Origin of the sequence: Citrobacter sp. MGH100 (assembly GCF_001034465.1) — a bacterium.
Lineage (GTDB): Bacteria > Pseudomonadota > Gammaproteobacteria > Enterobacterales > Enterobacteriaceae > Citrobacter > Citrobacter youngae.
This window is the reverse complement of record NZ_KQ089800.1, coordinates 1,445,482-1,471,185: the sequence shown is the minus strand read 5'-3', so window position 1 is coordinate 1,471,185 and position 25,704 is coordinate 1,445,482. Positions and strand designations below refer to the sequence as shown.

Genomic DNA, 25,704 nt, shown 5'->3' with positions numbered 1-25,704 from the left:
GTCTCAAAGAAAACCCCTCTTCATCCCGAAGAGGGGTCAATAGTTAGCGAACGTTGGCGCAGGTCAGGCAAAACGCATAGCGGTTTTGCGGATCGTTGAATGCGGCCAGCTTATCGCTTTCGGCTTTTACTGCACTGGCCGCAGAGGCCAGCGGTGGCGGGAGCATAGTCTGAATGGCGTCAGGCAGCATGGCACGAACGGAGCCAGACATGCTGTCCATCACCATATCAACGAATGTTGGTTCGTCCTGATAATACTCAATGTGCCACTGTTTCAGTTTGCCAAGCTCAGCCGCTTTCGCGACGGCGTCGTCAAAATCACCGAGGCTGTCTACCAGACCGTTGGCTTTCGCATCCTGACCGGTCCAGACGTGGCCCTGCGCGATTTTGTCAATCTGCTCAGGCGTTGTCTTACGCGCATCCGCAACTAGCGTGATAAAGCGTTTGTAGCCGTTCTCAATGCTCAGTTGCATCATCTGCTGCACTTCCGGCGGTAACGCTTTGGTGATGGAGATATCCGCCAGTGGGGACGTTGCAACACCGTCAGTATGCACGCCAATTGAATCCAGGCTGTTTTCTACCGTGTTGATAACACCAAAGATGCCGATGGAGCCGGTCAGGGTGCTGGGGTTTGCCACGATGTAGCTGGCAGGCGTAGAGATCCAGTACCCACCAGAGGCCGCCATGCCGCCCATGGAAACGACAACCGGTTTGCCCGCCGCTTTTGCCGCTGCCAGCTCAGAACGGATTACTTCCGAGGCGCTGACGCTGCCGCCAGGGCTGTTAACGCGCAGAACAATGGCTTTCACTTTCGGATCAAGACGCGCTTCGCGGATCTGTGCGGCAGTAGTGTCGCCGCCCACATTCCCAGGGGTTTCTTCACCGTCCATAATCGCGCCATTGGCGAAGATAACGCCAATGCTGTCGCCGGTATCAGCCGGGGTTTTCAGCGTGTAATCGTAGTAGCTGACAGAGCGGTAGTTTTTATCCGCTTTACTCCAGCCAAACTGTTTGGTCAGCATTTTTTCGACTTCGGCGCTGGAGGCCAGTGCATCCACCAGTTTGTTGTCGAGCGCATATTTCGCGGTATCACCATCGACTCTCGTCAATCCGTCAAGCATCGCCTGCGCGCCCGGGAACACCTGCTGCGCAGGGATTTGGCGGTTGGCGGCGACCGTGTCGAGATAGTTCTGCCACAGCTCGCCTATCCAGCGGCTGTCGGCTTCACGCGCGGCAGGAGACATATCATCGCGGATAAACGGTTCTACGGCAGACTTATAGGTACCGACGCGGAACACGTGCGTGGAAACTTTCAGCTTGTCGAGCAGGGATTTGTAGTACAGACCGTTAGTGGCAAAGCCGTGCAGATCAACGGAACCCTGTGGAGAGAGATAAATTTTATTGGCGAAACTGGCGAGGTAGTACTGCCCCTGGCTGAAGTTATCGCCTACGGCGAAGACCGGTTTGCCGCTGTCGCGGAATTCCCGCAGCGCTTTACCGATATACTGCATGGAAGGCTGGTCGGCCCCGGCAAAATTTTTCAGATCCATCACGATGCCGGTGATGTTGCGATCATCTTTTGCCTGGCGAATAGTATTCACGATATCGAACAGGGAGTTTTCCTGCAGGCGATCGGAACTGGCGCCAAACAGTTGACGACCAATAACGCTTAAGCGACTGGTGCTCGATGGCTTATCGACAATCACCCCCGAGATATCCAGCAACAGTGCGCCTCGCTCAGCATGTTCGCTGGTACTGCTGCTACTGACCTGCATCCAGATACCCACGCCAACCAGCACCAAAAAGATGAAGAACAGGTTAAGCACAAATTCACGGACGAAATTGAGTAATCGCCATGTCCATTTAAAAAATCCGGCAATAAATCGCCACAGGGTTCGCATGTATTCTCCCTACCGATTAACAACACGCCACCCGAAATTCCGGAGAAAGGCGTTAAGATGAGGCTATCGTAATGACCCGGCAGGCACTTGTCAGCAGGAATCGCCGCCTGTGCTGTAACAAAATCCGCCCACGTGTTAATTTTGTGAACAAATATCATTGTTGGAGTTAAGCAAATGGATGCACTCGAATTACTTATCACCCGTCGTAGCGCTTCTCGTCTTGTCGAGCCGGCCCCGGCCGGAGAACAGCTGCAAAATATTCTGCGGGCGGGAATGCGCGCACCGGACCACAAGTCGCTACAACCGTGGCAATTTTTTGTGATTGAAGGTGAAGGACGCGAACGCTTTAGTGCCGTGCTTGAAAAAGGCGCGATCGCCGCAGGTAGCGATGAGAAAGCCCAGGAAAAAGCGCGCAGCGCACCGTTTCGCGCGCCGCTGATTATTACCGTGGTGGCGAAATGTGAAGAAAACGACAAGGTTCCGCTCTGGGAACAGGAAATGTCTGCCGGTTGTGCAGTGATGGCTATGCAGATGGCCGCAATTGCCCAGGGCTTTGGCGGTATCTGGCGCAGCGGCGCATTAACCGAAAGTGCGGTCGTTCGTGAAGCATTCGACTGTCGCCCGCAAGATAAAATCGTCGGTTTCCTCTATCTGGGAACGCCGCAGCTAAAAGCATCCACGACGATCAACCTGGCCGATCCGAGCGCATTCGTCCGTTATTTCTGATATCAACGGCAAAACTGTCTGGATTCTGAGCAAAGACACCCGAATTCAGACAGTCACTCTTACCACATCATGGAATGAGCGCTACCATATCCGGATTGCAATGACAGGAGATGTCCATGAGCGAGCACGCTATTCGTTTAACGCAATACAGCCACGGAGCCGGTTGCGGTTGTAAGATTTCCCCCAAAGTACTGGAAACCATCCTGCACAGTGAGCAGGCGAAGTTTGTTGATCCGAACTTACTGGTGGGTAATGAAACTCGCGACGACGCGGCGGTATACGATCTGGGGAACGGCACCAGCGTTATCAGCACCACCGATTTCTTTATGCCGATTGTCGATAATCCGTTTGATTTTGGCCGCATCGCCGCGACTAACGCCATCAGCGATATATTCGCTATGGGCGGCAAACCGATTATGGCAATTGCTATTCTGGGCTGGCCGCTGGATAAGCTGGCGCCGGAAATCGCCCGCGAAGTCACCGAAGGTGGACGTTTTGCCTGCCGTCAGGCGGGTATCGCGCTGGCGGGTGGTCACTCTATTGATGCCCCTGAGCCTATCTTTGGCCTTGCGGTAACCGGCGTTGTGCCGACCGAACGCGTGAAGAAAAACAGCACCGCAGAGGCAGGGTGTAAGTTATTCCTGACCAAGCCTCTGGGGATTGGCGTTCTGACGACAGCAGAGAAAAAATCGCTGCTGAAGGACGAACACAAAGGACTGGCGACGGAAGTGATGTGCCAGATGAACATTGCCGGCGCGGCATTCGCCGAAATCGATGGCGTGAAAGCCATGACCGACGTCACCGGTTTTGGTCTGCTCGGACACCTGAGTGAGATGTGTCAGGGCGCAGGCGTTCAGGCGCAGATTGTCTACCAGGCTATTCCTAAGCTGCCTGGCGTTGAAGAGTACATCGCGCAGGGTGCGGTACCCGGCGGTACCCAGCGTAACTTTGCCAGCTACGGCCACCTGATGGGTGAAATGCCGCAGTCGGTACGCGATCTGCTCTGCGATCCGCAAACTTCCGGTGGCCTACTGCTGGCGGTAACGCCGGAAGCTGAAGCCGAAGTGAAAGCCGCAGCGGCGCAGTTTGGCATCGACCTCACCGCGATTGGTGAGTTAGTGGAAGCTCGTGGCGGTCGCGCCATGGTTGAGATCCGTTAACCCGATGCGGTTGTTTATTGCCGAAAAACCGAGTCTGGCGCGCGCCATCGCCGATGTGCTACCCAAGCCGCATCGCAAAGGTGACGGCTTTATTGAATGCGGAAATGGACAAGTGGTGACCTGGTGTATTGGTCACCTGCTTGAACAGGCGCAACCAGACGCCTACGACAGTCGTTATGCTCGCTGGAGTCTGGTCGATCTGCCGATTGTCCCGGAAAAGTGGCAACTGCAACCGCGCCCCTCGGTGACCAAACAACTTAACGTCATTAAGCGCTTTTTGCATGAGGCCAGCGAAGTTATTCACGCCGGTGACCCCGATCGTGAAGGGCAACTGCTGGTGGATGAAGTGCTGGATTACCTGCAACTGGCACCTGAAAAGCGCCAACAGGTGCAACGTTGCCTGATTAACGACCTCAACCCGCAGGCCGTGGAGCGGGCTATTGAGCGTCTGCGCGCCAACAGTGAGTTTATCCCGCTGTGCGTCTCGGCGCTGGCGCGAGCGCGTGCGGACTGGTTGTACGGTATCAATATGACGCGCGCTTACACCATTCTCGGACGTAACGCGGGCTATCAGGGCGTACTTTCGGTCGGGCGCGTACAAACGCCGGTGCTCGGGCTGGTTGTGCGTCGTGATGAAGAGATTGAAAACTTTGTCGCCAAAGACTTCTTTGAGGTAAAGGCGCATATCGTAACGCCCGCCGATGAGCGGTTTACCGCTATCTGGCAGCCGAGCGAAGCGTGTGAGCCTTATCAGGATGAAGAAGGGCGCTTGCTGAATCGCACGCTGGCTGAACACGTGGTGAACCGCATTAACGGTCAGCCGGCGATAGTCACCAGCTATAACGATAAACGGGAATCAGAATCCGCGCCGCTGCCTTTTTCGCTGTCGGCGTTGCAGATTGAGGCGGCGAAGCGCTTCGGTTTAAGTGCGCAAAACGTTCTGGATATCTGTCAGAAGTTGTATGAAACCCATAAGTTGATTACCTATCCGCGTTCGGATAGCCGTTATCTGCCGGAAGAGCACTTTGCCGGACGTCATGCGGTACTGAACGCGATTAGCGTCCATGCACCGGATCTGCTCCCGCAACCGGCGGTCAATCCCGATACGCGAAATCGCTGTTGGGACGACAAAAAAGTGGATGCGCACCATGCCATCATTCCTACCGCACGCAGTGCATCCATCAACCTGAATGACAATGAAGCGAAAATTTACAACCTGATTGCCCGTCAGTATCTGATGCAATTTTGCGCAGATGCGGTATTCAGGAAGTGCGTTATTGAGCTGGATATTGCCAAAGGCAAGTTTGTTGCCAAAGCGCGTTTTCTGGCGGAAGCCGGATGGCGCACGCTGCTCGGCAATAAAGAGCGCGACGAAGATAACGACGGAACGCCGTTGCCGGTGGTGGCAAAAGATGACGAGCTGTTGTGCGAAAAAGGCGAAGTGGTTGAACGTCAGACCCAACCGCCACGACACTTTACCGATGCCACGCTGCTGTCAGCGATGACCGGGATTGCGCGATTCGTGCAGGATAAAGAACTGAAAAAGATCCTGCGCGCGACAGACGGACTGGGAACGGAAGCGACGCGCGCCGGGATTATCGAGTTGCTGTTTAAGCGCGGGTTCCTGGTGAAAAAAGGACGGTATATCCATTCTACCGACGCGGGAAAAGCGCTGTTCCACTCGTTGCCAGAAATGGCGACACGCCCGGACATGACCGCGCACTGGGAATCTATCCTGACCCAAATCAGCGAAAAGCAATGTCGCTATCAGGATTTCATGCAGCCGCTGGTGGGGACGCTGTATCAGCTTATCGATCAGGCGCGCAGCACACCGGTACGACGCTTTCGTGGAATTGCTGCACCTGGCGGTAGTGGTGGCGATAAGAAAAAGAGTGTGCCGCGTAAACGTCCGGCGAAAAAAAGCCCGCCATCTGAAGATGCGGGCCTGTAAGTCTGTAGGCCTGGTAAGCGTAGCGCCATCAGGCTTTGCCGGATGCGGCAACCGTGCTTTATCCGGCCTACGGGTCTATAGAGACGATATTAAATCACACCCTGGCCCAGCATCGCGTCGGCAACTTTCACGAAGCCCGCGATGTTGGCGCCACGTACGTAGTTGGTCTGCTTGCTTTCGCCGCCGTATTCAACGCAGGCATGGTGAATATCCAGCATGATGTGGTGCAGGCGCGCATCCACTTTCTCCGCTTTCCAGCCCAGACGTGCGGCGTTCTGCGCCATTTCCAGACCGGATGTGGCGACGCCACCGGCGTTGGCGGCTTTACCCGGTGCGAACAGTACACCTGCCTCGAGGAACAGGTCGGTGGCTTCGATGGTGGTTGGCATGTTCGCACCTTCAGCCACGGCCTTGACGCCGTTGGCGATAAGCATTTGTGCGGCTTCCACATCGAGTTCGTTCTGCGTGGCACACGGTAGGGCGATGTCGACCGGAACTGACCACGGTTGTTTGCCTTCCAGGTAGGTCAGGCCAAACTCACGGGCATAATCTGCTACGCGACCGTCACGGCTGTCTTTGATTGCGCACAGACGCGCCAGTTTTTCTTTGGTAAATCCGCTTTCGTCAACTACGGTTCCGCTGGAATCGGAGGCGGTAACCACCCGCGCGCCAAACTCCATGGCTTTCTCAATGGCGAATTGCGCCACGTTACCGGAGCCAGAAACCGCCACGCGCATGCCTTCAAAGCCCAGACCATGGCGTTTGAGCATCGCTTCGGTGAAATACACCAGACCGTAGCCGGTCGCTTCCGGGCGGATCAGGCTGCCGCCGAAAGAAAGACCTTTACCGGTAAAGACGCAGGCGCTGTTGTTGGAGAGTTTTTTCATCATCCCGGCCATAAAGCCGACTTCACGGCCGCCCACACCGATATCGCCCGCCGGAACGTCGGTATCGGGACCTAAATGGCGGAACAGTTCGGTCATCAGCGCCTGGCAGAAACGCATGATTTCGCCTTCGCTTTTCCCTTTCGGATCGAAATCGCTCCCGCCTTTACCCCCGCCCATTGGCAGGGTGGTGAGGGCATTTTTAAACGTCTGCTCGAAGCCAAGGAATTTCAGGATCGACAGGTTCACGGAAGGGTGGAAACGCATACCGCCTTTGTATGGGCCAATGGCAGAGCTAAACTGCACGCGCCATGCGCGGTTGACTTGCACCTGATTGCGGTCGTCCAGCCAGACTACGCGGAACTGGATCACGCGCTCCGGTTCAACCAGACGTTCCAGCAATGACATCTGACGATAACGTGGGTTTTGCTCGAGGAAGGGCCACAGCGTCGTCATTACCTCACGAACGGCTTGCGCGAACTCGGTCTGATTCGGGTCGCGCTTTTGCACATGGTTAAGAAATGACTCCAGAGAACATGTCTGATCCATAGATATAAGAACCTCTTATGTATTGATATGGTTATATTTTTGATATTTGTGTTAAGTGTTTTGCAGTTTTTGACTATACCACCAGCACTGTGACGAGACGCAAGAAAAAATTAATCCCGCTAAGTAAATTAATATTGCGTCGTGGGTCATAACCAAAAACGATGATCGAAGAGGCTAAAGTTTCTGCCGGTTTATACCGTTATACTGAGCATAGATGTCAGTTAAAAAGGAAAGAATATGCGCCGTTTAATCATGGCAGGTGCGTTGGCACTGATGTCCAGCGCGACGCTGGCAAATCAGCTTTATCGCCCGGACGTGCAGGTGAATGTGCCGCCGGAAGTGTTTAGTTCCAGCGGCCAGCGCGCGCAGCCATGTAATCAGTGCTGCATTTATCAGGATCGAAACTATTCAGAAGGGGCGGTGATTAAAGCCGATGGCGTGCTGCTACAGTGCCAGCGCGATGAAAAAACCATCAGCACGAATCCGCTGGTCTGGCGTCGCGTAAAAGAATAAACGCTTCCAGTAGCGGGATATCGGCAGGCGCCAGCGGATAACGCAGCGCCTCTTCGGGTGAACACCAGACGATATCCTGATGCTCATACGCCTTCAGTTCTCCCTGATATGACGGTACATGCCAGGCATGTAAGTGAATCAGTCGGCCCGAAACCTCGCGTTGATGGCTGGCAATGTAGCGCCCCACGACTGCCTCAATGCCCAACTCTTCACGCAGTTCTCGGGCCAGCGCATCTGGCTGACTTTCGCCCAGCTCAACCTTACCGCCGGCAAACTCCCACATGCCTGACTGATCCGCATGCTGCGGACGCTGAGCCAGTAAAATTTTGCCATCACGTTCAATAATAGCGGCGACCACGTCGAGGGTTTTCATTATATTCATCAAGATCTAACGACAGAAAATGACATACTATCGTTATCTTTGTTTTATCTAAAGTATTCAGGAGCCACCGTTGAACGAACCTCAGTCGTGGGTAAAGCCGTTAACGCGTATCCCTTCCAGTCTAAAACCGCTCGCTGCTACGCAGAAAAAACATTATGGCGATGTGCTACATCCTACGCGCTGGTGGGGGCGGATGCCGTTTCTGTTCTGGCTGGTAGCGCTGTTTGTCGGATTTCTGGAGCGTAAAAAGGCGCGTTTAACGCCGGTGATGCGCGCGCTGTTGATGACCCGCGTATCTCAGGTGTGCCACTGCGCTTTTTGCGTTGATGCCAACAGTTTACGCCTGGCTGAACGCTGTGGCGCGCTGGATAAAGTCTTACAGGTTGCCAACTGGCAAGAATCGGCGCTATTTAGCGCAGAAGAGCGCGTAGCGCTGGCCTATGCCGATGCGATCACCGCCACGCCGCCACAGGTTGACGCTGCGCTGAAAGCGCAGATGAAGCAGCAGTTTACCGATGATGCCATTACGGAAATGACCGCGCTGATTGCGTTTCAAAATCTCTCGGCGCGTTTTAATGCCGCTCTCGATATTCCTTCGCAGGGACTGTGCGACACCTTCAAAGGACGCCCGCATGCTTGACCGTCATCTTCATCCGCGTTTAAAACCGCTTTTGCATCGCTGCGTGGGCATTATTGATAAGCCTGCGATTACCCCGGACGGGCTTACGCTGGTCGGTTTTGCCATTGGCGTGTTGGCCTTGCCATTTCTGGCGTTAGGCTGGTATCTGGCGGCGCTGGCGGCCATTGTGCTCAATCGGCTTTTTGATGGGCTGGATGGGGCACTGGCGCGGCGCAGAGGGCTAACCGATGCAGGCGGATTTCTTGATATCTCGCTCGATTTTCTGTTTTACGCCTTAGTGCCATTCGGTTTTATGCTCGCCGATCCGGCGGTCAACGCGCTGGCTGGTGGTTGGTTGCTGTTCGCCTTTATGGGGACCGGTAGCAGTTTTCTGGCCTTTGCCGCGTTGGCGGCGAAACATCAAATTGATAACCCAGGCTACGCGCATAAATCGTTTTATTATCTGGGGGGACTGACCGAAGGTACTGAGACGATTTTGCTGTTTGTGTTTGGGTGTCTGTTCCCGGAATATTTTGCCGTGATGGCGTGGGTTTTTGGCGCGCTGTGCTGGATGACGACGTTTACCCGGATCTGGAGCGGATACCTGACGCTAAAAGCGGTTCAGCGTCAGGCATAATCAGAGATTACTTGCTGCTGTCCGAACCCCGTTCACCGCTGGAGATCGGGTTTTTTGGATTGCTGCTCCACTCATACCAGCCGCCGTCGTAAACGGAGACGTTTTTCCAGCCCATCGCGCGGGCATACATAAACGTTTCCGAAGCACGCCAGCCGGTACCGCAATAGAACGAGACCTGCTGCTGTGGCAGAATATTCCATTGCTTCCACATGGCGGCGATGTCATCCGCGCTGCGCATGGTGCCATCCGGATTATGGAAATCTTCCATGTGGGTGGAATCACTGCCCGCGTGGCCCCAACGTGCGCCTGCAATCTCACCTTTTGGCTTAATGTAGCTATAGCCGCTGGTGGTACCGACAAATTCCGGCCATGAACGAATGCTCACCAAAGACGCATCCTGGCGATGCAGCAGACCGCGAGCCTGTTCCATATCGAGCATCAACTGCGGCTGGGCAGGGATTTTCACGCCGAAATCAGGTTCTGGTTTCACCGTTGGCGGAGTGCCGCGTTCGACCGGTAAGCCCGCGTCGGACCAGGTTTGCCAACCGCCGTCGAGCAGACGAACATCTTTCACGCCGGCGTACAGCATAATTTGCGCCACGCGCGCAGCGGCATAGACATCGCGGCCGTATAAAATCACCGTGGTGTCATGGCGGATACCGTGCTTCGCCAGCATCGTTTTGAGCTGTTCGTCGGACACTTTGTTCCACAGCGGTTCGCTTTCGACTTCGTTGGTATCAATGTAGCCCGCACCAGGGATGTGGCTCAGCAGATACAACTTCGGCGCGCCCCAGGCGGCCTCAATCACTTTCCAGTCGCCCGCCGGTTTAGCAGTTACGTTTTTACCCTGCTGCAGGTCGTGCAGCCACTGCGGGTACACCAGCTGTTCGAAGTGCGGCAGACGTTGCAGGCGGGCTGGGTCCGTAAGCGCATCGCTGAGGGTGGAGATATGGTTAAAGCCCACTTTTTGCAGGCGGGCTTTGACAGCCGGTATGTCGTTATCGCTGCCATACAGTGCCACCGGCGTGTCAGTGTTGAGTTGATGTGATTTAACCCAGGCGCTGAGTTGTTCATCATTCATCTTGTCGAGCCAGGCGGCAGACAGGTTCAGTGCGGAAGGTTCGTGTCCTGAAGGACCATTAAGCGACTGCGGCCAGCCGTTGTAAAAAGCGCTCTGACGGGTATCGATTGCCGCGCCTTGCTTTTGCTGTAACTGGTCGAGGGTGAGCGTCTGTGCTGTTTCAGCAGCCCAGGAAGAAGCGCAAGCGAGCCCTAAAGCCAGTGCCAGCGCGGTCATTTGAGAAACACGTTTCATCGAATAGCCCGACGTTGAAAAAAAGAGGACGACATTCTGTGCCGCCGGTTAAGTAAAAACCTTGCGTTAACGCAGCATATCGCCACATTCACGCCCAGTTTTCCATCTGAAATACACGGCCTGCTGGCGGGACATCCTGCGCGTCATGGGTAACCTGTACCACTGGAATACCCAGCTTACGTACCTCGGTAAAGACCCACCGGCGAAAGGTATCGCGCAGCGACGTGTCCAGCCTGCTAAAGGGTTCATCGAGTAACAGCGCCTGGGGCTGCGCCAGCAGTGCGCGGAGCAGAGCGACTCGCGAACGTTGTCCGCCGGAGAGCGAAGCCGGATCGCGCGAATAAAAACCGGCCAGGTCCGCACGCGCGAGAGCGCTTTCCACCGCATGTCGTCTGGTGGAACCCTGTAGAGTGGCGGGTAGGGCCAGCAGTAAATTCTGCCCAACGCTGAAATGGTCAAACAGCAGTGCATCCTGAAACAGAATGCCAATCTGGCGCTGCGCCGTAGGCAGAGCGTCAACGCGTCGTGCGTTGAGCCACAGCTCGCCTGATGCCTGAAATTGAGGTGACAACGCCCCGACCATCCACGAAAACAGCGAAGACTTTCCACTGCCGGAGGAACCCATAATCGTGACAATGTCACTTTTATTAACCTGAAAGGTAACGTTCTTCAGCAGCGCAGTCGCACCCTGGTACAACGAAAGGTTTTGCACAATGAGCATTAGCGGAGTCCTTGTCGAAAGCGGCCAATCCACGCAGCGAGAAACGCCGTGAGTGCGAAAACTAACAGCGGTAACAGAAGCTGCCATAGCGCCTGAGTTGCCAGAATCGCAGTGCTACCGCCGCTGCTTAATGCCACCGCTTCGGTGGTCAACGTTGGAAAGCGTCCTGCGCCTAACCATAGTGTTGGCATGAACTGGGCGATACTGACAGAGAATCCGACCGCGAAGGCAATCAGAGCCGGGCGAGCCAGTAGCGGGCATTTTACCTGCCAGAATATGCGGCCCCGCGTCCAGCCAAGCGTTTGCGCAATCAAAATCAATCGCGGGTCAATGCGCTGCCAGGCCGGTTTAAGCACAAACAACATCCAGGGCATCACCCATAGCAGGTGTCCCCAGACAATGGTCCTCATCAGTCCATCCTGCCCGGCATATAACGCCAGCAAATACTGGCCGGTTACCAGCGGCAGTGCAGGCAAAATCAGCGGTAGCCAGACCCAACGTTGTCCGGTTTGCGGTCCCCATTCCAGCCAGGCAAAAAGTATCAGTAGCGCCAGCAGGCTGGAGACGAGTCCCAGTTGCAGACTATTGCCGAGCGCCTCGCTATTTAGCGATGAATAGTTGGCGAGCAGCGCCAGAACCAGTGCGCATAGCACACCGTTAAGGGGCAAAAGTTGTACTAATGAACGTTCGATTGTACAGGATGGAAAACGCAGGCGTTCACCGGTTGCCGCAGGAATGGTGTGGCGCCAGGCGCGCCATAACAGGTACCCTGCCAGCGCGATGATGAAGAGCAACAGCACCAGCAACAGGCTGGCGAGCGCGCCTTTAGCCTGCTGCCCGGCATCGCCCTGACTGAGCCATTGCCAGCTCAACACGGCAAGCGTTGGCGGATTTCCGGGGCCAAGAACGATTGCCACATCCACAACGGAGAGTGACCAGGCAACAATCGCCAGCATAACTTTGCCTAATGCCGGGCCGATAGCGGGCAGTACCAGCCAGTTCAGGCATTGCAGTCGGCTGTAACCCAGCGAATCCAGCACGATAACCTGCTGCGAAAGGTGTTTTTCACTCAGTAGAGCCGAGAGGATCCATAACAAAAAAGCGCTCTCTTTCACCGCCAGCGTCACGCCAAGCCCAATGCCGTAACGGTCTGGCTGTGGGCTGAGGAACGGTAGCCATTGCCAGATTTTACCGCCTTCGGCAAAAACCAACAGCACGCTGGTGGCGAAGGCAACATGCGGGATCGCCAGCAGCCACGGAAGACGGGTGCTTAGTCGCGCCCAGCCTGCGCCGGGCCATAAAGCGAGAATTGCCAGCAGCGCGATGATCAGTGCGCCGCCGGCAGCCAGTCCTGTGGAAACCAGCGTCGCCAGTAACGCCTGCGGAAGTTGAGGGTCGGCAAAGAGAGCCAGCCAATGGGTTAGGCTAAGGGCTGGCGCTATCAGAGAGAAAGCCGCTGGCGCCAGCGGCAGATAAACTGCCGCCATGATGGCCCAGAGTAGCAAAATTAATGCGTACCGTAGCGGCGTAGCCATTCTTGTTCCAGAGCGTTTACCCAGGCAGCATGCGGTTCCGGCAGAACGGCAGGGAGTCCTTGTGGGATCCGCGCCAGCAGCGCATCACGCTGTTCGACAGGTAATTTTTGTGGATCAAGCACCGAAGGATCTCCCCAGACAGTTGAGTCGGCTTTACGCAGTTGTGCTTCGGGCGAAAGCAGGAAGTTTGCCACGACTTTTGCTCCGGCACTGGCGCGGGCATTCGCCGGAATAGCAACAAAGTGCACGTTGCCGAGCATGCCCTGTGAGAAACCAAAACTGTAGCTGCTTTTAGGCAATTCGCCGCTGGCCACTTTTTGCAATGCATGGGCCGGATTAAAGGTCAATGATAAACGCAGGGTACCGCTATTGAGCAGTGCATCCATTCGCGCAGGCGTGGGTGGAAAATCTTTGCCTTCACGCCAAAGTACAGGGTGCAAGGTATCAAGATAAAGCCACAATGGCGCGGTAACGTCGGCGAATGTCGCTGCATCTGGCGTAACTTTCAATGCTTGTGGTTTGGTGGTGAGCGATATTAACAACTGCTCCAGAAACGCCGTGCCGGTAAAGTCTGGCGGGCGCGGATAGGTCACCGTGCCAGGGTGCGCCTGCGCAAATTCAAGCAGTGCCTGCGGAGATTGCGGCGGCTGCGCGGTGAGATCGCGCCGGGCAATAAAGGTGAGTTGGGCGCCGCCCCACGGTGATTCAGCTCCCTCCGTCGGAACGGAGAAATCTTCGGTCACCGGTTTTTGGGTATCAACATAGCGCCAGTTAGGCAGCGTTTGCGCCCACTGAGTTTGCAGTAGCCCGGCTTCTTTCAGGGTGCGGAAGTTTTCGCCGTTAACCCACAATAAATCGACAGAACCTCCGGTTTTTCGCCCGGATGCCGCTTCCGTCTGGATGCGTTTTACTGCGTCGGCGGCATCTGCCAGGCGTACGATTTTCAGGTTAATGGCGTAGTGCGTTTTCATCTCACCGCTAACCCAGTCGAGATACTGGTTAACTGCATTGTCGCCACCCCAGGCGTTGAACCACACAGTCTGACCGCGGGCATCGTTTTTGATTTGTTGCCAGCCGTCGTTCTGGGCAAACGTCGCCAGCGGACAGAGCATTAAACTCAGGCACAATAAGCAGTAACGCATAGTATCTCCATGGCTAAAAATGGGGGAAGTCTCAGGTTTTTTTTCGTTGATGTTCAAGATAAAGGCTTCTCGCCACTGAAATTATTACGCTCAGAGCGAACAGGATGAACAGGCCGGTTACAAACCAAAATGTACCGCCGGTTAACAGGCTACCCGCCCATGAATAGACGATAGTAGCGGGTAACTGTCCGATGCCGGTGGCGATGAAAAAATGGCGAAACCGAATTGAGGTCAGGCCTGCTGCGTAGCTTACCGGGTCGAACGGTACAAAAGGTAACAGGCGACAGACCAGAATGGTGTGCTTGCCATAGCGCTCGAAAAAAGCGTCCATATTGTTCAGCACCGTTTTTCCGGTCAGCTTTTCTACCGCACCGCGACCTAAAATACGGGCAATAAAAAAGCACAGCGCCGCACCTGCCATCGCACTGCTCCAGGACAGTATGCCGCCCCAAAATGCGCCAAACAGCGAGGCGTTGGCAAAGGTGATCACAAAAGCGGGAAGCGGGGCGACGATGGCCTGCAAGATCATCAGGAAGAATGAAACGACCGCCGCCTGAGTTCCGTAAGAACGAATAAAATTCTCAAGAGCATGCTGATCGAGCGTGGTAAACGCAGTCAGGCTCTGCGTAAGAAAGTCTCTCACGTCGGGCAGCCATGCCCACGCTATCAACGCGACTACCAACAGGGCAATGAACCCAGCCCGGCAATACTTTCTGGTCTGCGTTTTATTCAGCGTTCTCATTTACCGGCAAGCTCTCGATTTGCAGAGGGGTCGACATGTTTGTATCGGGCCCAGGCTTTTGCCGCCTGCACGAGGGCAAACAAGGCAATGCCTGCAATACTGAGCTTACCGATAAATACCAGGGTAATGCCTTCACTGGCCAGTTCGTGTGACATCAGCGTATAGATAAAGATACCTGGTAACGTGGTGATAGCTGAAATCAGAGTAAATGACCAGAACGGAATGGCCGTCAGCCCATAGGCGTAATTTTGAATATTATAGGGGAACAGCGGCACGAGCCGGGTCAGGATCAGAAAGTCTATTCCGCTTTGGGCAATGCCTTTTTCGATAGCCTGAAACATTGTCGTGTGCCCAACGTATTTCAGGAGCAGATCCCGTCCAAGCCAGCGAGCCAGCAAAAACGACAGCGCCGAGGCCACGGTTGCTGCCACTAACGAGATAAGCGTCCCTGCCACGGGGCCAAACAGCACACCGCCGACAATCACCAGTATGCTGCCGGGTATCAGGCACAGCGCCGCAACGATAAATAGCAGAATATAAAGTGCGTAGCCGAACAGCCCGCTTTGGTGGATGACATCTTGCAAATGATGGAGATTGGTTATCAGGTCAGACAGACCAAAATAGTGGAAAACCCCAGCCAGGGCGCAGAACAGCACTGCCACAATAAGCAGTCGGTATTCTGCCTTATGCGAACTTCTTTTTCATGGGGGGTCTCCTGTAAATCCGTGGGCAATGATGCGTTTTCACCAGCGAAAAGTGCGCGCGAAGATATAGTAAAATCCCGCTCGCAACAATGTATTACCGCCGCTTTTTTGATTTTGCACAGAATATACTGACTCTCCAGGCGAGGCCCGGAGAGCGAAAAAATGCAGATAATTAGACGCGGAATTTTGCCCACACTGGCGCGTGGTCGGACGGTTTTTCCATGCTCCGGATCTCATAGTCGATACCCGTTTCTTCGCAACGTTCCGCCAGCGGATTGCTTGCCAGCAGCAGATCAATTCGCAGACCACGGTTATCGTCGAAGCCTTTCGAGCGGTAATCAAACCACGAGAACTGGTCGTTTTTATCAGGATGCGCGTGACGATAGGTGTCCACCAGCCCCCAACCTAACAGACGTTCCATCCACTCACGTTCTTCTGGCAGGAAGGAACATTTCCCGGTACGCAGCCAGCGTTTACGGTTCTCTTCGCCAATGCCGATATCGAGATCGGTTGGGCTGATATTCATATCACCCATGATCAGCACCGGATTATCGCGTTTCAGTTCAGTCTCCAGATAGTTTTGTAAGTTCTGATAGAACGCCGCTTTCGCCGGGAATTTAGTTTCATGGTCACGACTTTCGCCCTGCGGGAAATAGCCGTTGATCACAGTGATGCTGCCCAGAGGGGACGGAATTTCTGCCATGATGATACGACGCTGCGCTTCTTCGTCATCGCCCGGGAAGCCACGACGTACCGCAATTGGCGTTTCTTTCGTTAACAACGCGACGCCGTAATGGCCTTTCTGGCCGTGATAAAAGACGTTGTAACCGAGCTTTGCTACCTCTTCGAGAGGGAACATATCGTCGTGAACTTTTGTCTCCTGTAAGCCAATCACATCCGGTTGGTGTTTTTCGACAATGGCTGCCAGTTGATGAGGACGGGCACGCAGGCCGTTGATATTAAAAGAGACAAATTTCATAGTCGCTGCCACTTTGTAAGATGAATAGTGCAAGGATGGTAGCAGAATTTCCACGAACTGACTGCTTCTTGTCACCTGATTCCAACAATGATTGCTAATGGTGTTAACGATGGAGCAAAAACTGCACCGTTTTGGCGCGAAGCGCGTCGCTATGGGGCAATAATTTCCGATAAATTTCGTATACGATCACAATTCCAGAATTATATTTGGCGACTGAATAAAATTTCGGTTTTTCCTCTAATTAGTCCCCTGTTACGCAAACATATTCACTTTATATGCACATGTAGTGAATATTGCCGTGTTGTAACCTGTTGATATTCCGTCCTCGACCTCCGTTTATGCACTTTTTTCGCTGGCTGGCACGAACCCTGCAATCTACATTTACACCGCAAATACTATATTTATTAACATATAAATAACCTTTTATTTACCGTTGAGGTCGCTATGTCTCTGTCAATTACGCGTGAAAATTTTGATGAATGGATGATGCCTGTATACGCTCCGGCCCCTTTTATTCCGGTGCGGGGTGAAGGTTCACGTCTGTGGGATCAGCAGGGTAAAGAGTATATCGATTTCGCGGGAGGCATTGCGGTTAACGCGCTGGGTCACGCCCATCCGGCATTGCGCGAGGTATTAAACGACCAGGCGAGTAAATTCTGGCATACAGGAAATGGCTACACCAACGAGCCGGTATTGCGTCTGGCGAAAAAGCTGATTGACGCCACCTTTGCCGAGCGCATTTTCTTCTGTAACTCAGGGGCAGAGGCCAACGAAGCGGCGTTAAAACTGGCGCGTAAATATGCTCACGATCGTTTTGGTAGCCAGAAGAGCGGGATTGTGGCGTTTAAAAATGCATTCCATGGCCGCACGCTGTTTACCGTCAGCGCCGGTGGTCAGCCCGCCTATTCACAGGATTTCGCGCCGCTGCCGCCGGATATCCGCCATGCCGTGTATAACGATCTCGATTCTGCCAGCCAGTTGATTGATGACACGACCTGTGCGGTCATCGTCGAGCCTGTCCAGGGCGAAGGCGGCGTGGTGCCGGCAACAAACGCGTTTTTGCAGGGGTTGCGTGAATTATGCGATCGCCATAATGCGCTGCTGATTTTTGATGAGGTTCAGACCGGGGTTGGCCGTACCGGCGAACTGTATGCCTATATGCACTATGGTGTGACGCCAGACCTGCTGACGACGGCCAAAGCGCTTGGCGGTGGTTTTCCTATTGGGGCGTTATTGACCACAGAACGTTGCAGCAGCGTGATGACCGTGGGCACGCACGGTACAACTTACGGCGGAAACCCATTAGCCACTGCCGTAGCGGGTAAGCTGCTGGAAATTGTTAACACGCCGGAAGTCCTCAATGGTGTGAAACAGCGTCATGACTGGTTTGTGGAACGTATTAACGCCATTAACGAACGTTTTGGACTGTTTAGCGAAATTCGTGGGCTTGGACTGCTGATCGGCTGCGTACTGAATGCGGAATATGCCGGGAAAGCAAAACTCATCTCGCAAGAAGCGGCCAATGCAGGGGTGATGGTACTGATTGCCGGCGCTAACGTGGTGCGTTTCGCGCCAGCGTTAAACGTCAGCCAGGAAGAGGTGGCAACCGGGCTGGATCGTTTTGCGCTGGCATGCGAACGCATTAAAGCAGGAGGTTCATCATGATGGTGATTCGCCCCATTGAACGTGCTGATATTACCGCGTTGATGCAGCTTGCCGGTAAGACCGGCGGCGGATTGACCTCGCTACCGGCGAATGAAGCGACGCTAATGGCGCGTATCGAACGTTCGCTACAAACCTGGCGCGGTGAGTTGCCCAAAAGTGAGCAGGGATATGTGTTTGTGCTGGAAGACAGCGCCAGCGGAACTGTGGCGGGGATTTGCGCCATTGAGGTGGCGGTAGGACTTAACGATCCCTGGTACAACTATCGGGTCGGTACTCTGGTGCATGCCTCGAAAGAGTTGAATGTCTATAACGCATTGCCGACGCTGTTTCTCAGTAACGATCACACCGGAAGCAGTGAGCTTTGCACGCTGTTTCTCGATCCGGACTGGCGTAAAGAAGGTAACGGCTATTTGTTGTCGAAGTCGCGCTTTATGTTCATGGCCGCGTTTCGTGACCGTTTTAACGAAAAAGTCGTTGCAGAGATGCGGGGTGTCATTGATGAACACGGTTATTCACCGTTCTGGCAAAGCCTCGGAAAACGTTTTTTTTCAATGGAATTCAGCCGCGCAGATTTTCTCTGTGGCACCGGACAAAAAGCCTTTATTGCTGAGCTGATGCCTAAACACCCTATTTACACCCACTTCCTGTCGGAAGAAGCACAAAGCGTGATTGGCGAAGTGCATCCGCAAACGGCGCCCGCGCGGGCGGTGCTGGAGAAAGAGGGCTTTCGCTATCGCAACTATGTCGATATTTTCGACGGCGGGCCGACGCTGGAATGCGATATTGACCGGGTGCGGGCAATACGTAAAAGCAGGCTGGTGGAAGTGGCGGAAGGTCAGCCAGCAACCGGCGATTATCCGGCTTGTCTGGTTGCCAATGAAAACTATCAAAACTTCCGCGTCATGCTGGTTCGCGCAGACCCGGATACCCAACGTCTGGTACTGACGGCGGCACAACTGGATGCCCTGAAATGCCACGCGGGCGACCATGTACGTTTTGTGCGTCTTTGTGCAGAGGAGAAAACAGCATGACACTATGGATAAACGGTGACTGGGTGACGGGGCTGGGCGAGCGTCGGGTGAAAACCAACCCAGTAGGTGGTGATGTGCTGTGGCACGGCAATGATGCCGATGCTACGCAGGTGGCGCAAGCGTGCCAGGCTGCGCGTGCAGCTTTTCCGGGCTGGGCAAGACAGTCTTTTGCCGCGCGTCAGGACATTGTCGAGAAATTCGCGACGCTGCTGGAGAGTAATAAAGCAGAACTGACGGCGATCATTGCACGGGAAACCGGCAAGCCGCGCTGGGAAGCAGCAACCGAGCTGACGGCGATGATCAATAAAATTGCCATCTCAGTGAAGGCGTATCACACCCGTACCGGGGAACAGCATAACGCGCTGCCAGATGGCGCTGCGACGTTACGTCATCGCCCACACGGTGTTCTGGCCGTGTTTGGCCCGTATAACTTCCCCGGTCATTTACCTAATGGTCATATCGTTCCGGCGTTGTTGGCTGGCAATACGTTGATTTTCAAACCCAGCGAGCTGACGCCGTGGACCGGTGAAGCCGTGGCAAAGCTGTGGGCGCAGGCGGGATTACCGCCGGGCGTGCTGAACCTGGTACAGGGCGGGCGTGAAACGGGGCAGGCCCTGAGCGCGCTGGAAGACCTTGATGGTCTGCTGTTTACCGGCAGCGCCAATACCGGTTATCACCTGCATCGACAGTTATCTGGCCAGCCAGAAAAAATCCTCGCTCTCGAGATGGGAGGGAACAACCCGCTGATTATCGAGAACCCGGAAGATATTGATGCCGCCGTGCATCTGACCATTCAATCTGCGTTTGTAACCGCCGGACAGCGCTGTACCTGTGCCCGCCGCCTGTTAGTTAAAAAAGGCGCGCAGGGTGATGCGTTCCTGATGCGTCTGGTGGAAGTTAGTCAGCGTTTAATGCCCGGCAACTGGGATGCGGAACCGCAGCCGTTTATGGGCGGACTGATTTCCGAACAGGCCGCGCAGCATGTCTATGATGCCTGGCAGCGTCTGGCATCGTTAGGTGGCCGTACGCTGTTAGCACCGCGTCTGGTGAAAGCCGGAACGTCACTGCTGACTCCCGGCATCATCGAACTGACCGGGGCGGCGAACGTACCTGATGAAGAGGTTTTTGGCCCTCTGCTTGGCGTCTGGCGCTATGACAGCTTTGATGACGCGATTCGCATGGCGAACAACACCCGTTTTGGACTGTCGTGTGGGTTAGTTTCACCCGATCGCAGCCAATTTGATCAATTGCTGCTGGAGGCGCGGGCAGGGATCGTCAACTGGAATAAGCCGTTAACCGGCGCGGCGAGTACAGCGCCGTTTGGCGGGGTTGGCGCGTCCGGGAACCATCGTGCGAGTGCGTGGTATGCCGCAGATTATTGCGCCTGGCCGATGGCAAGTCTGGAATCACCAGCCTTAACGCTGCCAACGGCGCTTAGCCCAGGACTCGATTTTTCTCGTGAGGATAAGCGATGAAAGCCCGTGAGATTAATTTTGATGGTCTGGTGGGACTGACCCACCACTATGCTGGATTGTCATTTGGTAATGAGGCCTCAACCAAACACCGTTTTCAGGTGTCGAACCCTCGTCTGGCGGCGAAACAGGGTTTGCTAAAGATGAAAGCGCTGGCGGATGCGGGATTTCCCCAGGCGGTGATCCCGCCCCATGAGCGGCCTTATATTCCGGTGCTACGGCAGTTGGGATTTAGCGGCAGTGACGAGCAGGTACTGGAAAAGGTGGCACGGCAGGCACCTCACTGGCTCTCCAGTGCCAGTTCCGCTTCGCCGATGTGGGTGGCGAATGCGGCAACGGTCTGTCCTTCGGCAGATTCGCTGGACGGAAAAGTGCATCTGACGGTCGCGAATCTGAATAACAAGTTCCACCGTTCACTGGAAGCGCCAACCACAGAAGCGTTGCTAAGCGCGATCTTCCGCGATGAGAGCCGCTTTACGGTCCATAGTGCATTGCCCCAGGTTGCGTTACTGGGTGATGAAGGCGCGGCAAACCATAACCGTCTCGGTGGTGATTACGGCGACCCCGGCATACAGGTGTTTGTCTATGGTCGTGAAGAGGGCAACGGCGCGCATCCGAAGCGTTATCCGGCGAGGCAATCCAGAGAAGCCAGCGAGGCTGTTGCGCGCCTGAATCAGGTGAACCCTAATCAGATTATCTTTGCTCAGCAAAACCCGGATGTTATCGATCTTGGTGTGTTTCATAACGATGTTATTGCGGTATCAAATCGTCAGGTGCTGTTTTGCCATGAATTGGCGTTTGCCAACCAGCAGGCTTTGTTACAGCAGTTGCATAGCCAGGTGGCGGGATTTACGGCGCTGGAAGTTCCCCTGGCTGAAGTGTCAGTGCAGGATGCCGTGGCAACATATCTGTTTAACAGCCAGCTACTCAGTCGTGATGACGGTTCAATGATGTTGGTCTTGCCGCAGGAATGCCGGGAGCATGCAGGGGTATGGCATTATTTAAACCGTCTGCTTGAAGATGACAACCCGATTGACGATCTACGGGTATTCGATCTGCGCGAAAGCATGTCCAACGGTGGTGGCCCGGCATGTCTGCGCCTTCGGGTCGTGTTAACCCCACAGGAGCAACAGGCGGTGAACCCGGCGGTTCTCATGAATGATGTGCTGTTTAACACGCTGAATAACTGGGTTGATCGTTACTATCGCGATCGTCTTACCGCCGCAGACCTTGCTGACCCGCAGTTGCTGCGCGAAGGGCGTGAAGCGCTGGATACGTTGACGCAATTACTCAACCTCGGTTCGGTGTATCCCTTCCAGCAGGAGCGTACATGCCATGGATAATTTCCTTGCGCTGACGCTTGCGGGGGGGGCGCCAGATGCCACCCGGGGGAAAGCTCACGGTTTTGACTGGCAATGGATCGGGCATGGCATGCTGGAGCTGACGCCGGTTGTTCCGGTTGAGCGTTCGCTGGTTTTGTCTGCGGGCATTCATGGTAATGAAACCGCACCAGTAGAAATACTGGATACATTGTTGGCCGGGTTGTTTAGCGGCAAGCTGCCGCTGACATGGCGGCTATTGCTGATCCTGGGCAATCCGCAGGCGTTAGCTGCGGGCAAACGCTACTGTCATAGCGATCTGAACCGTATGTTTGGCGGCCGCTGGCAGCTCTTCGATGAGAGCGGTGAAACACGGCGTGCCCGCGAGCTTGAACTGTGTCTGGACGTTTTTTACGCGCGGGCGCAAGAGTCAGTACGCTGGCATCTGGATCTGCATACCGCGATTCGCGGCTCACAGCATCTGCGTTTTGGCGTGCTGCCACAACGTAATGTTGCCTGGGACGAAGATTTTCTGGGATGGCTGGGAGGTGCAGGACTTGAGGCGCTGGTGTTCCATCAGACGCCTGGCGGTACGTTCACCCATTTTAGCGCTGAACATTTTGGCGCGCTGGCCTGTACGCTGGAACTGGGTAAAGCGCTGCCGTTTGGACAAAACGATCTGTCCCAGTTTGCGCAGACGGCGGATGCGCTGGCGAAACTGCTGCAAGGCGAGCGAATCCCTACGGGAGAAACATCTCCGCTGCGCTACCGCGTAGTGTCGCAAATCACGCGGCGCAGCGACGATTTCATTCTCTACATGGACAACCAGACGCTGAACTTTACCGCGTTTAAAGAGGGAACCGTGCTGGCGCAGGATGGTGATGAACGTTTTATCGTCACCCATAACGTTGAATACGTTCTCTTTCCTAATCCAAATGTGGCCTGTGGTTTACGCGCGGGACTTATGCTGGAAAGGTTGTAAAAGATATATCCGCCCTCGGGTTAATCTCTGAGGGCTTATTATTGCGTGCTGTTTGTATTTATTACGGATTATTCCTGGTGAATTGCTTTCTTAATAAGCAGGGTTCAGGTATAGTTCTTCATAATCCTTTCAAAATCATCCTGTTGTAATTTTTTATTTCAACTCTCCGCAATTTATTCTTTTTTTCTTCATAATTGATGAAAGTTTGTTTTTTACACTTTCATTGTTTTACCGTTGCTCTGATTAATTGACGCTTAAGTCGGTAAAGTTAATCCCGTCAACACGACATCACATTGCATAAGCTTCGCATGAATGTCGTAAGAATAACTGAAAGGAAGGATAGAAATTATGCGTAAATTGACTGCTCTGTTTGTTGCCTCTACCCTGGCGCTGGGCGCTGCAAACCTGGCTCATGCCGCTGACGCTACCACAGCAGCTCCGGCAGATGCCAAACCGATGATGCACCACAACGGTAAATTCGCCCCGCATCACGACATGATGTTTAAAGACCTGAACCTGACCGATGCACAGAAACAGCAGATCCGCGACATCATGAAAGGTCAGCGCGATCAGATGAAACGTCCTCCGCTGGAAGAACGCCGTGCAATGCACGATATCATCGCCAGCGATAGCTTCGATAAAGCGAAAGCTGAAGCGCAGATTGCGAAGATGGAAGAGCAGCGCAAAGCTAACATGCTGGCGCATATGGAAACGCAGAACAAAATTTACAACATTCTGACCCCGGAACAGAAAAAACAGTTTAATGCCAATTTTGAGAAGCGTCTGACAGAACGAGCAGCGCAGAAAGGTAAAATGCCACAAGCTGCCGAATAATCGGTAGGCGTCTATACTCAATCATTCATGCTGTGTCGGAGCAGATTGCCCCGGACAGCGTGAAAAAAAACTCAAGACCGCCGGCCTTGTCCACAACACGTTTAACGATGTGGGCAGGATCGGCGGTTTTTTCTTTCCTACCTATTGCACAGCGCTTGGGACAGGTTATGCTCCTGAGGCCCGCGAAAATGCTACTTGGATCAGCGCGTTAAACTTTTTTGCAAAACGCCATGGTCATCGCTAAGGCAAATCAACTCTGCTGCCGATAACAACGAGCAGGGTGAATGATAACAATGATGATTTGGCTGCCTGATGACGGCATGTCGGCGCACAGTGCCTTTCTGGAGGGATGATGGAGTACTTTGATATCCGCAAAATGCCGGTTAATCTCTGGCGTAATGGTGCGGGAGAAACGCGTGAAATATGTTGTTTTCCGCCAGCAACGCGCGACTTTCACTGGCGGGCGAGTATTGCCTCCATTGCTGCGAACGGCGAATTTTCACTCTTTCCCGGAGTTGAGCGCGTTATTACACTGCTCGAAGGGGGAGAAGTCACGTTGGAAGGTGCTAACACGCTACCGCATACGCTAAAACAGCATCAGCCTTTTACGTTCGCCGGTGACCGCGTGGTAAAAGCGAAGCTGACGGAAGGACAGATGTCGATGGATTTTAATATCATGACCCGTCGGGATGTTTGCCAGGCTAAAGTTCGTGTGGCTGACCGGACGTTTACGACCTTTGGTTCGCGTGGCGGCGTGGTATTTGTTATTAGCGGAGCCTGGCAACTGGGGGATAAGTTGCTGACGGCTGACCAGGGGGCGTGCTGGCATGACGGTAAGCATACGTTGCGACTGTTGGAACGCGAGGGGAAGTTGTTGTTTAGTGAGATTAACTGGAAGCCAGGTTTTTCGCCTGATTCGGTGCAATGACGTCGTTTGGGCCGGATAAACCATTTTGTGGTTATCCGGCACGGGTAAATCAGCGAATTACGATTTTTTCCAGAAGTCGTCAAACACCGTAATCGGTGGGCGACGTTTGTGTTCTGTTTTCACGTACCAGCCTTCAATTTTCTTCGCAACGTCGGCATTCAACGTTTTTCCTTCCAGATAATCGTCAATGTTGTCGTAGGTAACGCCTAATGCGGCTTCATCTGGCAGAGAGGGACGATCGTCTTCGAGGTCGGCGGTTGGCGCTTTCTTGTATAAATGCTCAGGGCAACCCAATGTCGCAAGAAGCTGCTTACCCTGACGCTTGTTGAGGCGGAATATTGGGTTAATGTCAGTGCCGCCATCGCCATATTTGGTAAAGAATCCGGTAATGGCCTCTGCGGCGTGATCGGTACCCACGACAACACCGCTGGTCATTCCGGCGATACTGTATTGTGCCTTCATACGCTCGCGGGCTTTTTCATTGCCGCGCACAAAATCACTCAGTTCAATACCTGCTTCGCGCAATGCCTGCTCGCTGGCCAATACCGCACCTTTGATGTTGACGGTGAGTACACGGTCAGGTTGTATAAACGCTATCGCGTCCTGACAGTCCTGTTCATCGGCCTGCACACCATAAGGCAGTCGCACGGCAATAAACTGCAAAGCATCGTTACCCGTTTCCTCACGTAACTCGGAAATCGCCATTTGGCATAACTTTCCGGCCAGGGTTGAGTCCTGTCCGCCGCTAATCCCTAACACCAGCGATTTAAGGAAAGGGTAGGTTTTGAGGTACGATTTCAGAAAATCCACGCTGCGGCGAATTTCCTCTTCTGCATTAATATGTGGTTTGGCACCAAGTGCCCGGATTATCTCTTGCTGCAGAGTCATTTAACCCCCTATGGAAAATAAAATGATCAAAAATAACGATGTGTTAAAGCTAACGCGTTGACGTCCAAACGACAAGGGATGCAGCCGGATATAACATCATTTTGTTTTGATAGAATTTTCTGAAAT

24 protein-coding genes are annotated in these 25,704 nt (G+C 54.0%); 13 read left to right on the top strand and 11 right to left on the bottom strand.

Features of this window, described 5'->3' with window-relative positions; genetic code table 11:
• Positions 1-43 precede the first annotated feature (43 nt).
• Positions 44-1,900 carry a signal peptide peptidase SppA gene (gene sppA / locus SK32_RS06995; RefSeq protein ID WP_048211907.1) on the bottom strand — a complete coding sequence of 619 codons (1,857 nt, stop codon included), beginning with the start codon at positions 1,898-1,900 and terminating at the stop codon, positions 44-46.
• Between the two features lie 174 nt (positions 1,901-2,074).
• Here sppA and SK32_RS06990 point away from each other — a divergent pair, with 174 nt between their 5' ends.
• The 3 genes from SK32_RS06990 (at position 2,075) to SK32_RS06980 (ending at position 5,737) form a co-directional block, all read left to right on the top strand.
• Entirely contained in the window at positions 2,075-2,626 is a 552-nt protein-coding gene (locus SK32_RS06990) for an NAD(P)H nitroreductase (RefSeq protein WP_048211906.1), read from the top strand.
• Positions 2,627-2,742: 116 nt separating this feature from the next.
• The gene (selD, locus tag SK32_RS06985) at positions 2,743-3,786 is read left to right on the top strand and encodes a selenide, water dikinase SelD (protein ID WP_048211905.1); all 1,044 of its coding nucleotides are present in this window, start codon (positions 2,743-2,745) and stop codon (positions 3,784-3,786) included.
• Positions 3,787-3,790: 4 nt separating this feature from the next.
• Positions 3,791-5,737, top strand: a complete 1,947-nt coding sequence (locus SK32_RS06980) for a DNA topoisomerase III (RefSeq protein WP_048211904.1) — start codon at positions 3,791-3,793, stop codon at positions 5,735-5,737.
• A gap of 89 nt (positions 5,738-5,826) precedes the next feature.
• Here the strand turns inward: SK32_RS06980 and gdhA are convergent, their stop codons facing one another.
• On the bottom strand, positions 5,827-7,170 hold the full coding sequence (gene gdhA, locus SK32_RS06975) for an NADP-specific glutamate dehydrogenase (protein ID WP_040233659.1): 1,344 nt from the start codon (positions 7,168-7,170) through the stop codon (positions 5,827-5,829).
• 237 nt (positions 7,171-7,407) lie between these two features.
• On the opposite strand from gdhA, the gene SK32_RS06970 reads away from it, so the two are divergent.
• Positions 7,408-7,683: a YnjH family protein gene (locus tag SK32_RS06970; protein ID WP_048211903.1), complete on the top strand. Its 276-nt coding sequence runs from the start codon at positions 7,408-7,410 to the stop codon at positions 7,681-7,683.
• Here the strand turns inward: SK32_RS06970 and SK32_RS06965 are convergent.
• A complete protein-coding gene (locus SK32_RS06965; RefSeq protein ID WP_048211902.1) occupies positions 7,643-8,056 on the bottom strand; it encodes a pyrimidine (deoxy)nucleoside triphosphate diphosphatase in 414 nt (137 codons plus the stop codon). The genes SK32_RS06970 and SK32_RS06965 overlap by 41 nt on opposite strands.
• Before the next feature lie 79 nt (positions 8,057-8,135).
• Between SK32_RS06965 and SK32_RS06960 the strand changes: the two genes are divergently transcribed.
• Positions 8,136-8,705: a carboxymuconolactone decarboxylase family protein gene (locus SK32_RS06960; RefSeq protein ID WP_048211901.1), complete on the top strand. Its 570-nt coding sequence runs from the start codon at positions 8,136-8,138 to the stop codon at positions 8,703-8,705.
• Positions 8,698-9,321, top strand: a complete 624-nt coding sequence (locus tag SK32_RS06955; protein ID WP_048211900.1) for a CDP-alcohol phosphatidyltransferase family protein — start codon at positions 8,698-8,700, stop codon at positions 9,319-9,321. The genes SK32_RS06960 and SK32_RS06955 overlap by 8 nt, the downstream gene beginning before the upstream one ends.
• 7 nt (positions 9,322-9,328) lie before the next feature.
• Here SK32_RS06955 and SK32_RS06950 read toward each other — a convergent pair whose 3' ends face one another.
• From SK32_RS06950 to xthA, 7 genes are all read right to left on the bottom strand, one after another.
• Positions 9,329-10,636, bottom strand: a complete 1,308-nt coding sequence (locus SK32_RS06950; RefSeq protein ID WP_048211899.1) for a rhodanese-like domain-containing protein — start codon at positions 10,634-10,636, stop codon at positions 9,329-9,331.
• 88 nt (positions 10,637-10,724) lie between these two features.
• Complete coding sequence (locus SK32_RS06945; protein ID WP_048211898.1) at positions 10,725-11,357, bottom strand: ATP-binding cassette domain-containing protein; 633 nt, start codon at positions 11,355-11,357, stop codon at positions 10,725-10,727.
• Positions 11,357-12,892, bottom strand: coding sequence for an ABC transporter permease family protein (locus SK32_RS06940; protein ID WP_048211897.1), 1,536 nt, complete (start codon positions 12,890-12,892; stop codon positions 11,357-11,359). The genes SK32_RS06945 and SK32_RS06940 overlap by 1 nt, the downstream gene beginning before the upstream one ends.
• Positions 12,865-14,034, bottom strand: coding sequence for an ABC transporter substrate-binding protein (locus tag SK32_RS06935; protein WP_048211896.1), 1,170 nt, complete (start codon positions 14,032-14,034; stop codon positions 12,865-12,867). The genes SK32_RS06940 and SK32_RS06935 overlap by 28 nt, the downstream gene beginning before the upstream one ends.
• A 31-nt stretch (positions 14,035-14,065) precedes the next feature.
• Positions 14,066-14,776, bottom strand: coding sequence for a TVP38/TMEM64 family protein (locus tag SK32_RS06930; RefSeq protein WP_048211895.1), 711 nt, complete (start codon positions 14,774-14,776; stop codon positions 14,066-14,068).
• Entirely contained in the window at positions 14,773-15,429 is a 657-nt protein-coding gene (locus tag SK32_RS06925; RefSeq protein ID WP_170927368.1) for a TVP38/TMEM64 family protein, read from the bottom strand. The genes SK32_RS06930 and SK32_RS06925 overlap by 4 nt, the downstream gene beginning before the upstream one ends.
• Positions 15,430-15,652: 223 nt before the next feature.
• Positions 15,653-16,459: an exodeoxyribonuclease III gene (gene xthA, locus SK32_RS06920; RefSeq protein WP_048211894.1), complete on the bottom strand. Its 807-nt coding sequence runs from the start codon at positions 16,457-16,459 to the stop codon at positions 15,653-15,655.
• A gap of 444 nt (positions 16,460-16,903) precedes the next feature.
• Between xthA and astC the strand changes: the two genes are divergently transcribed.
• From astC to ves, 7 genes are all read left to right on the top strand, one after another.
• Entirely contained in the window at positions 16,904-18,124 is a 1,221-nt protein-coding gene (gene astC, locus SK32_RS06915) for a succinylornithine/acetylornithine transaminase (protein ID WP_048211893.1), read from the top strand.
• On the top strand, positions 18,121-19,155 hold the full coding sequence (gene astA, locus SK32_RS06910; protein ID WP_048211892.1) for an arginine N-succinyltransferase: 1,035 nt from the start codon (positions 18,121-18,123) through the stop codon (positions 19,153-19,155). The genes astC and astA overlap by 4 nt, the downstream gene beginning before the upstream one ends.
• A complete protein-coding gene (gene astD, locus SK32_RS06905; protein ID WP_048211891.1) occupies positions 19,152-20,630 on the top strand; it encodes a succinylglutamate-semialdehyde dehydrogenase in 1,479 nt (492 codons plus the stop codon). The genes astA and astD overlap by 4 nt, the downstream gene beginning before the upstream one ends.
• Positions 20,627-21,970: an N-succinylarginine dihydrolase gene (astB, locus tag SK32_RS06900; protein ID WP_048211890.1), complete on the top strand. Its 1,344-nt coding sequence runs from the start codon at positions 20,627-20,629 to the stop codon at positions 21,968-21,970. Before astD ends, astB begins: the two co-directional genes overlap by 4 nt.
• On the top strand, positions 21,963-22,928 hold the full coding sequence (astE, locus tag SK32_RS06895; RefSeq protein ID WP_048211889.1) for a succinylglutamate desuccinylase: 966 nt from the start codon (positions 21,963-21,965) through the stop codon (positions 22,926-22,928). Before astB ends, astE begins: the two co-directional genes overlap by 8 nt.
• A 348-nt stretch (positions 22,929-23,276) precedes the next feature.
• Positions 23,277-23,762, top strand: a complete 486-nt coding sequence (gene spy / locus SK32_RS06890; protein WP_048211888.1) for an ATP-independent periplasmic protein-refolding chaperone Spy — start codon at positions 23,277-23,279, stop codon at positions 23,760-23,762.
• Between the two features lie 352 nt (positions 23,763-24,114).
• Positions 24,115-24,690, top strand: a complete 576-nt coding sequence (ves, locus tag SK32_RS06885; RefSeq protein ID WP_048211887.1) for an environmental stress-induced protein Ves — start codon at positions 24,115-24,117, stop codon at positions 24,688-24,690.
• A 57-nt stretch (positions 24,691-24,747) separates the two neighbouring features.
• On the opposite strand, the gene nadE is transcribed toward ves, so the two are convergent.
• The gene (nadE, locus tag SK32_RS06880) at positions 24,748-25,578 is read right to left on the bottom strand and encodes an ammonia-dependent NAD(+) synthetase (RefSeq protein WP_048211886.1); all 831 of its coding nucleotides are present in this window, start codon (positions 25,576-25,578) and stop codon (positions 24,748-24,750) included.
• Positions 25,579-25,704: the final 126 nt, after the last annotated feature.

Excerpts from the sequence above, each read along its gene's own strand:
- SK32_RS06930 (WP_048211895.1), bottom strand. The coding sequence starts at position 14,776 with ATGAGAACGCTGAATAAAACGCAGACCAGAAAGTATTGCCGGGCTGGG.
- astA (WP_048211892.1), top strand. The coding sequence starts at position 18,121 with ATGATGGTGATTCGCCCCATTGAACGTGCTGATATTACCGCGTTGATG.
- SK32_RS06955 (WP_048211900.1), top strand. The coding sequence starts at position 8,698 with ATGCTTGACCGTCATCTTCATCCGCGTTTAAAACCGCTTTTGCATCGC.
- astE (WP_048211889.1), top strand. The coding sequence starts at position 21,963 with ATGGATAATTTCCTTGCGCTGACGCTTGCGGGGGGGGCGCCAGATGCC.
- xthA (WP_048211894.1), bottom strand. The coding sequence starts at position 16,459 with ATGAAATTTGTCTCTTTTAATATCAACGGCCTGCGTGCCCGTCCTCAT.
- spy (WP_048211888.1), top strand. The coding sequence starts at position 23,277 with ATGCGTAAATTGACTGCTCTGTTTGTTGCCTCTACCCTGGCGCTGGGC.
- SK32_RS06935 (WP_048211896.1), bottom strand. The coding sequence starts at position 14,034 with ATGCGTTACTGCTTATTGTGCCTGAGTTTAATGCTCTGTCCGCTGGCG.
- nadE (WP_048211886.1), bottom strand. The coding sequence starts at position 25,578 with ATGACTCTGCAGCAAGAGATAATCCGGGCACTTGGTGCCAAACCACAT.
- SK32_RS06940 (WP_048211897.1), bottom strand. The coding sequence starts at position 12,892 with ATGGCTACGCCGCTACGGTACGCATTAATTTTGCTACTCTGGGCCATC.
- SK32_RS06950 (WP_048211899.1), bottom strand. The coding sequence starts at position 10,636 with ATGAAACGTGTTTCTCAAATGACCGCGCTGGCACTGGCTTTAGGGCTC.
- SK32_RS06945 (WP_048211898.1), bottom strand. The coding sequence starts at position 11,357 with ATGCTCATTGTGCAAAACCTTTCGTTGTACCAGGGTGCGACTGCGCTG.
- selD (WP_048211905.1), top strand. The coding sequence starts at position 2,743 with ATGAGCGAGCACGCTATTCGTTTAACGCAATACAGCCACGGAGCCGGT.
- SK32_RS06980 (WP_048211904.1), top strand. The coding sequence starts at position 3,791 with ATGCGGTTGTTTATTGCCGAAAAACCGAGTCTGGCGCGCGCCATCGCC.
- SK32_RS06970 (WP_048211903.1), top strand. The coding sequence starts at position 7,408 with ATGCGCCGTTTAATCATGGCAGGTGCGTTGGCACTGATGTCCAGCGCG.
- astC (WP_048211893.1), top strand. The coding sequence starts at position 16,904 with ATGTCTCTGTCAATTACGCGTGAAAATTTTGATGAATGGATGATGCCT.
- astD (WP_048211891.1), top strand. The coding sequence starts at position 19,152 with ATGACACTATGGATAAACGGTGACTGGGTGACGGGGCTGGGCGAGCGT.
- SK32_RS06990 (WP_048211906.1), top strand. The coding sequence starts at position 2,075 with ATGGATGCACTCGAATTACTTATCACCCGTCGTAGCGCTTCTCGTCTT.
- astB (WP_048211890.1), top strand. The coding sequence starts at position 20,627 with ATGAAAGCCCGTGAGATTAATTTTGATGGTCTGGTGGGACTGACCCAC.
- SK32_RS06965 (WP_048211902.1), bottom strand. The coding sequence starts at position 8,056 with ATGAAAACCCTCGACGTGGTCGCCGCTATTATTGAACGTGATGGCAAA.
- ves (WP_048211887.1), top strand. The coding sequence starts at position 24,115 with ATGGAGTACTTTGATATCCGCAAAATGCCGGTTAATCTCTGGCGTAAT.
- gdhA (WP_040233659.1), bottom strand. The coding sequence starts at position 7,170 with ATGGATCAGACATGTTCTCTGGAGTCATTTCTTAACCATGTGCAAAAG.
- sppA (WP_048211907.1), bottom strand. The coding sequence starts at position 1,900 with ATGCGAACCCTGTGGCGATTTATTGCCGGATTTTTTAAATGGACATGG.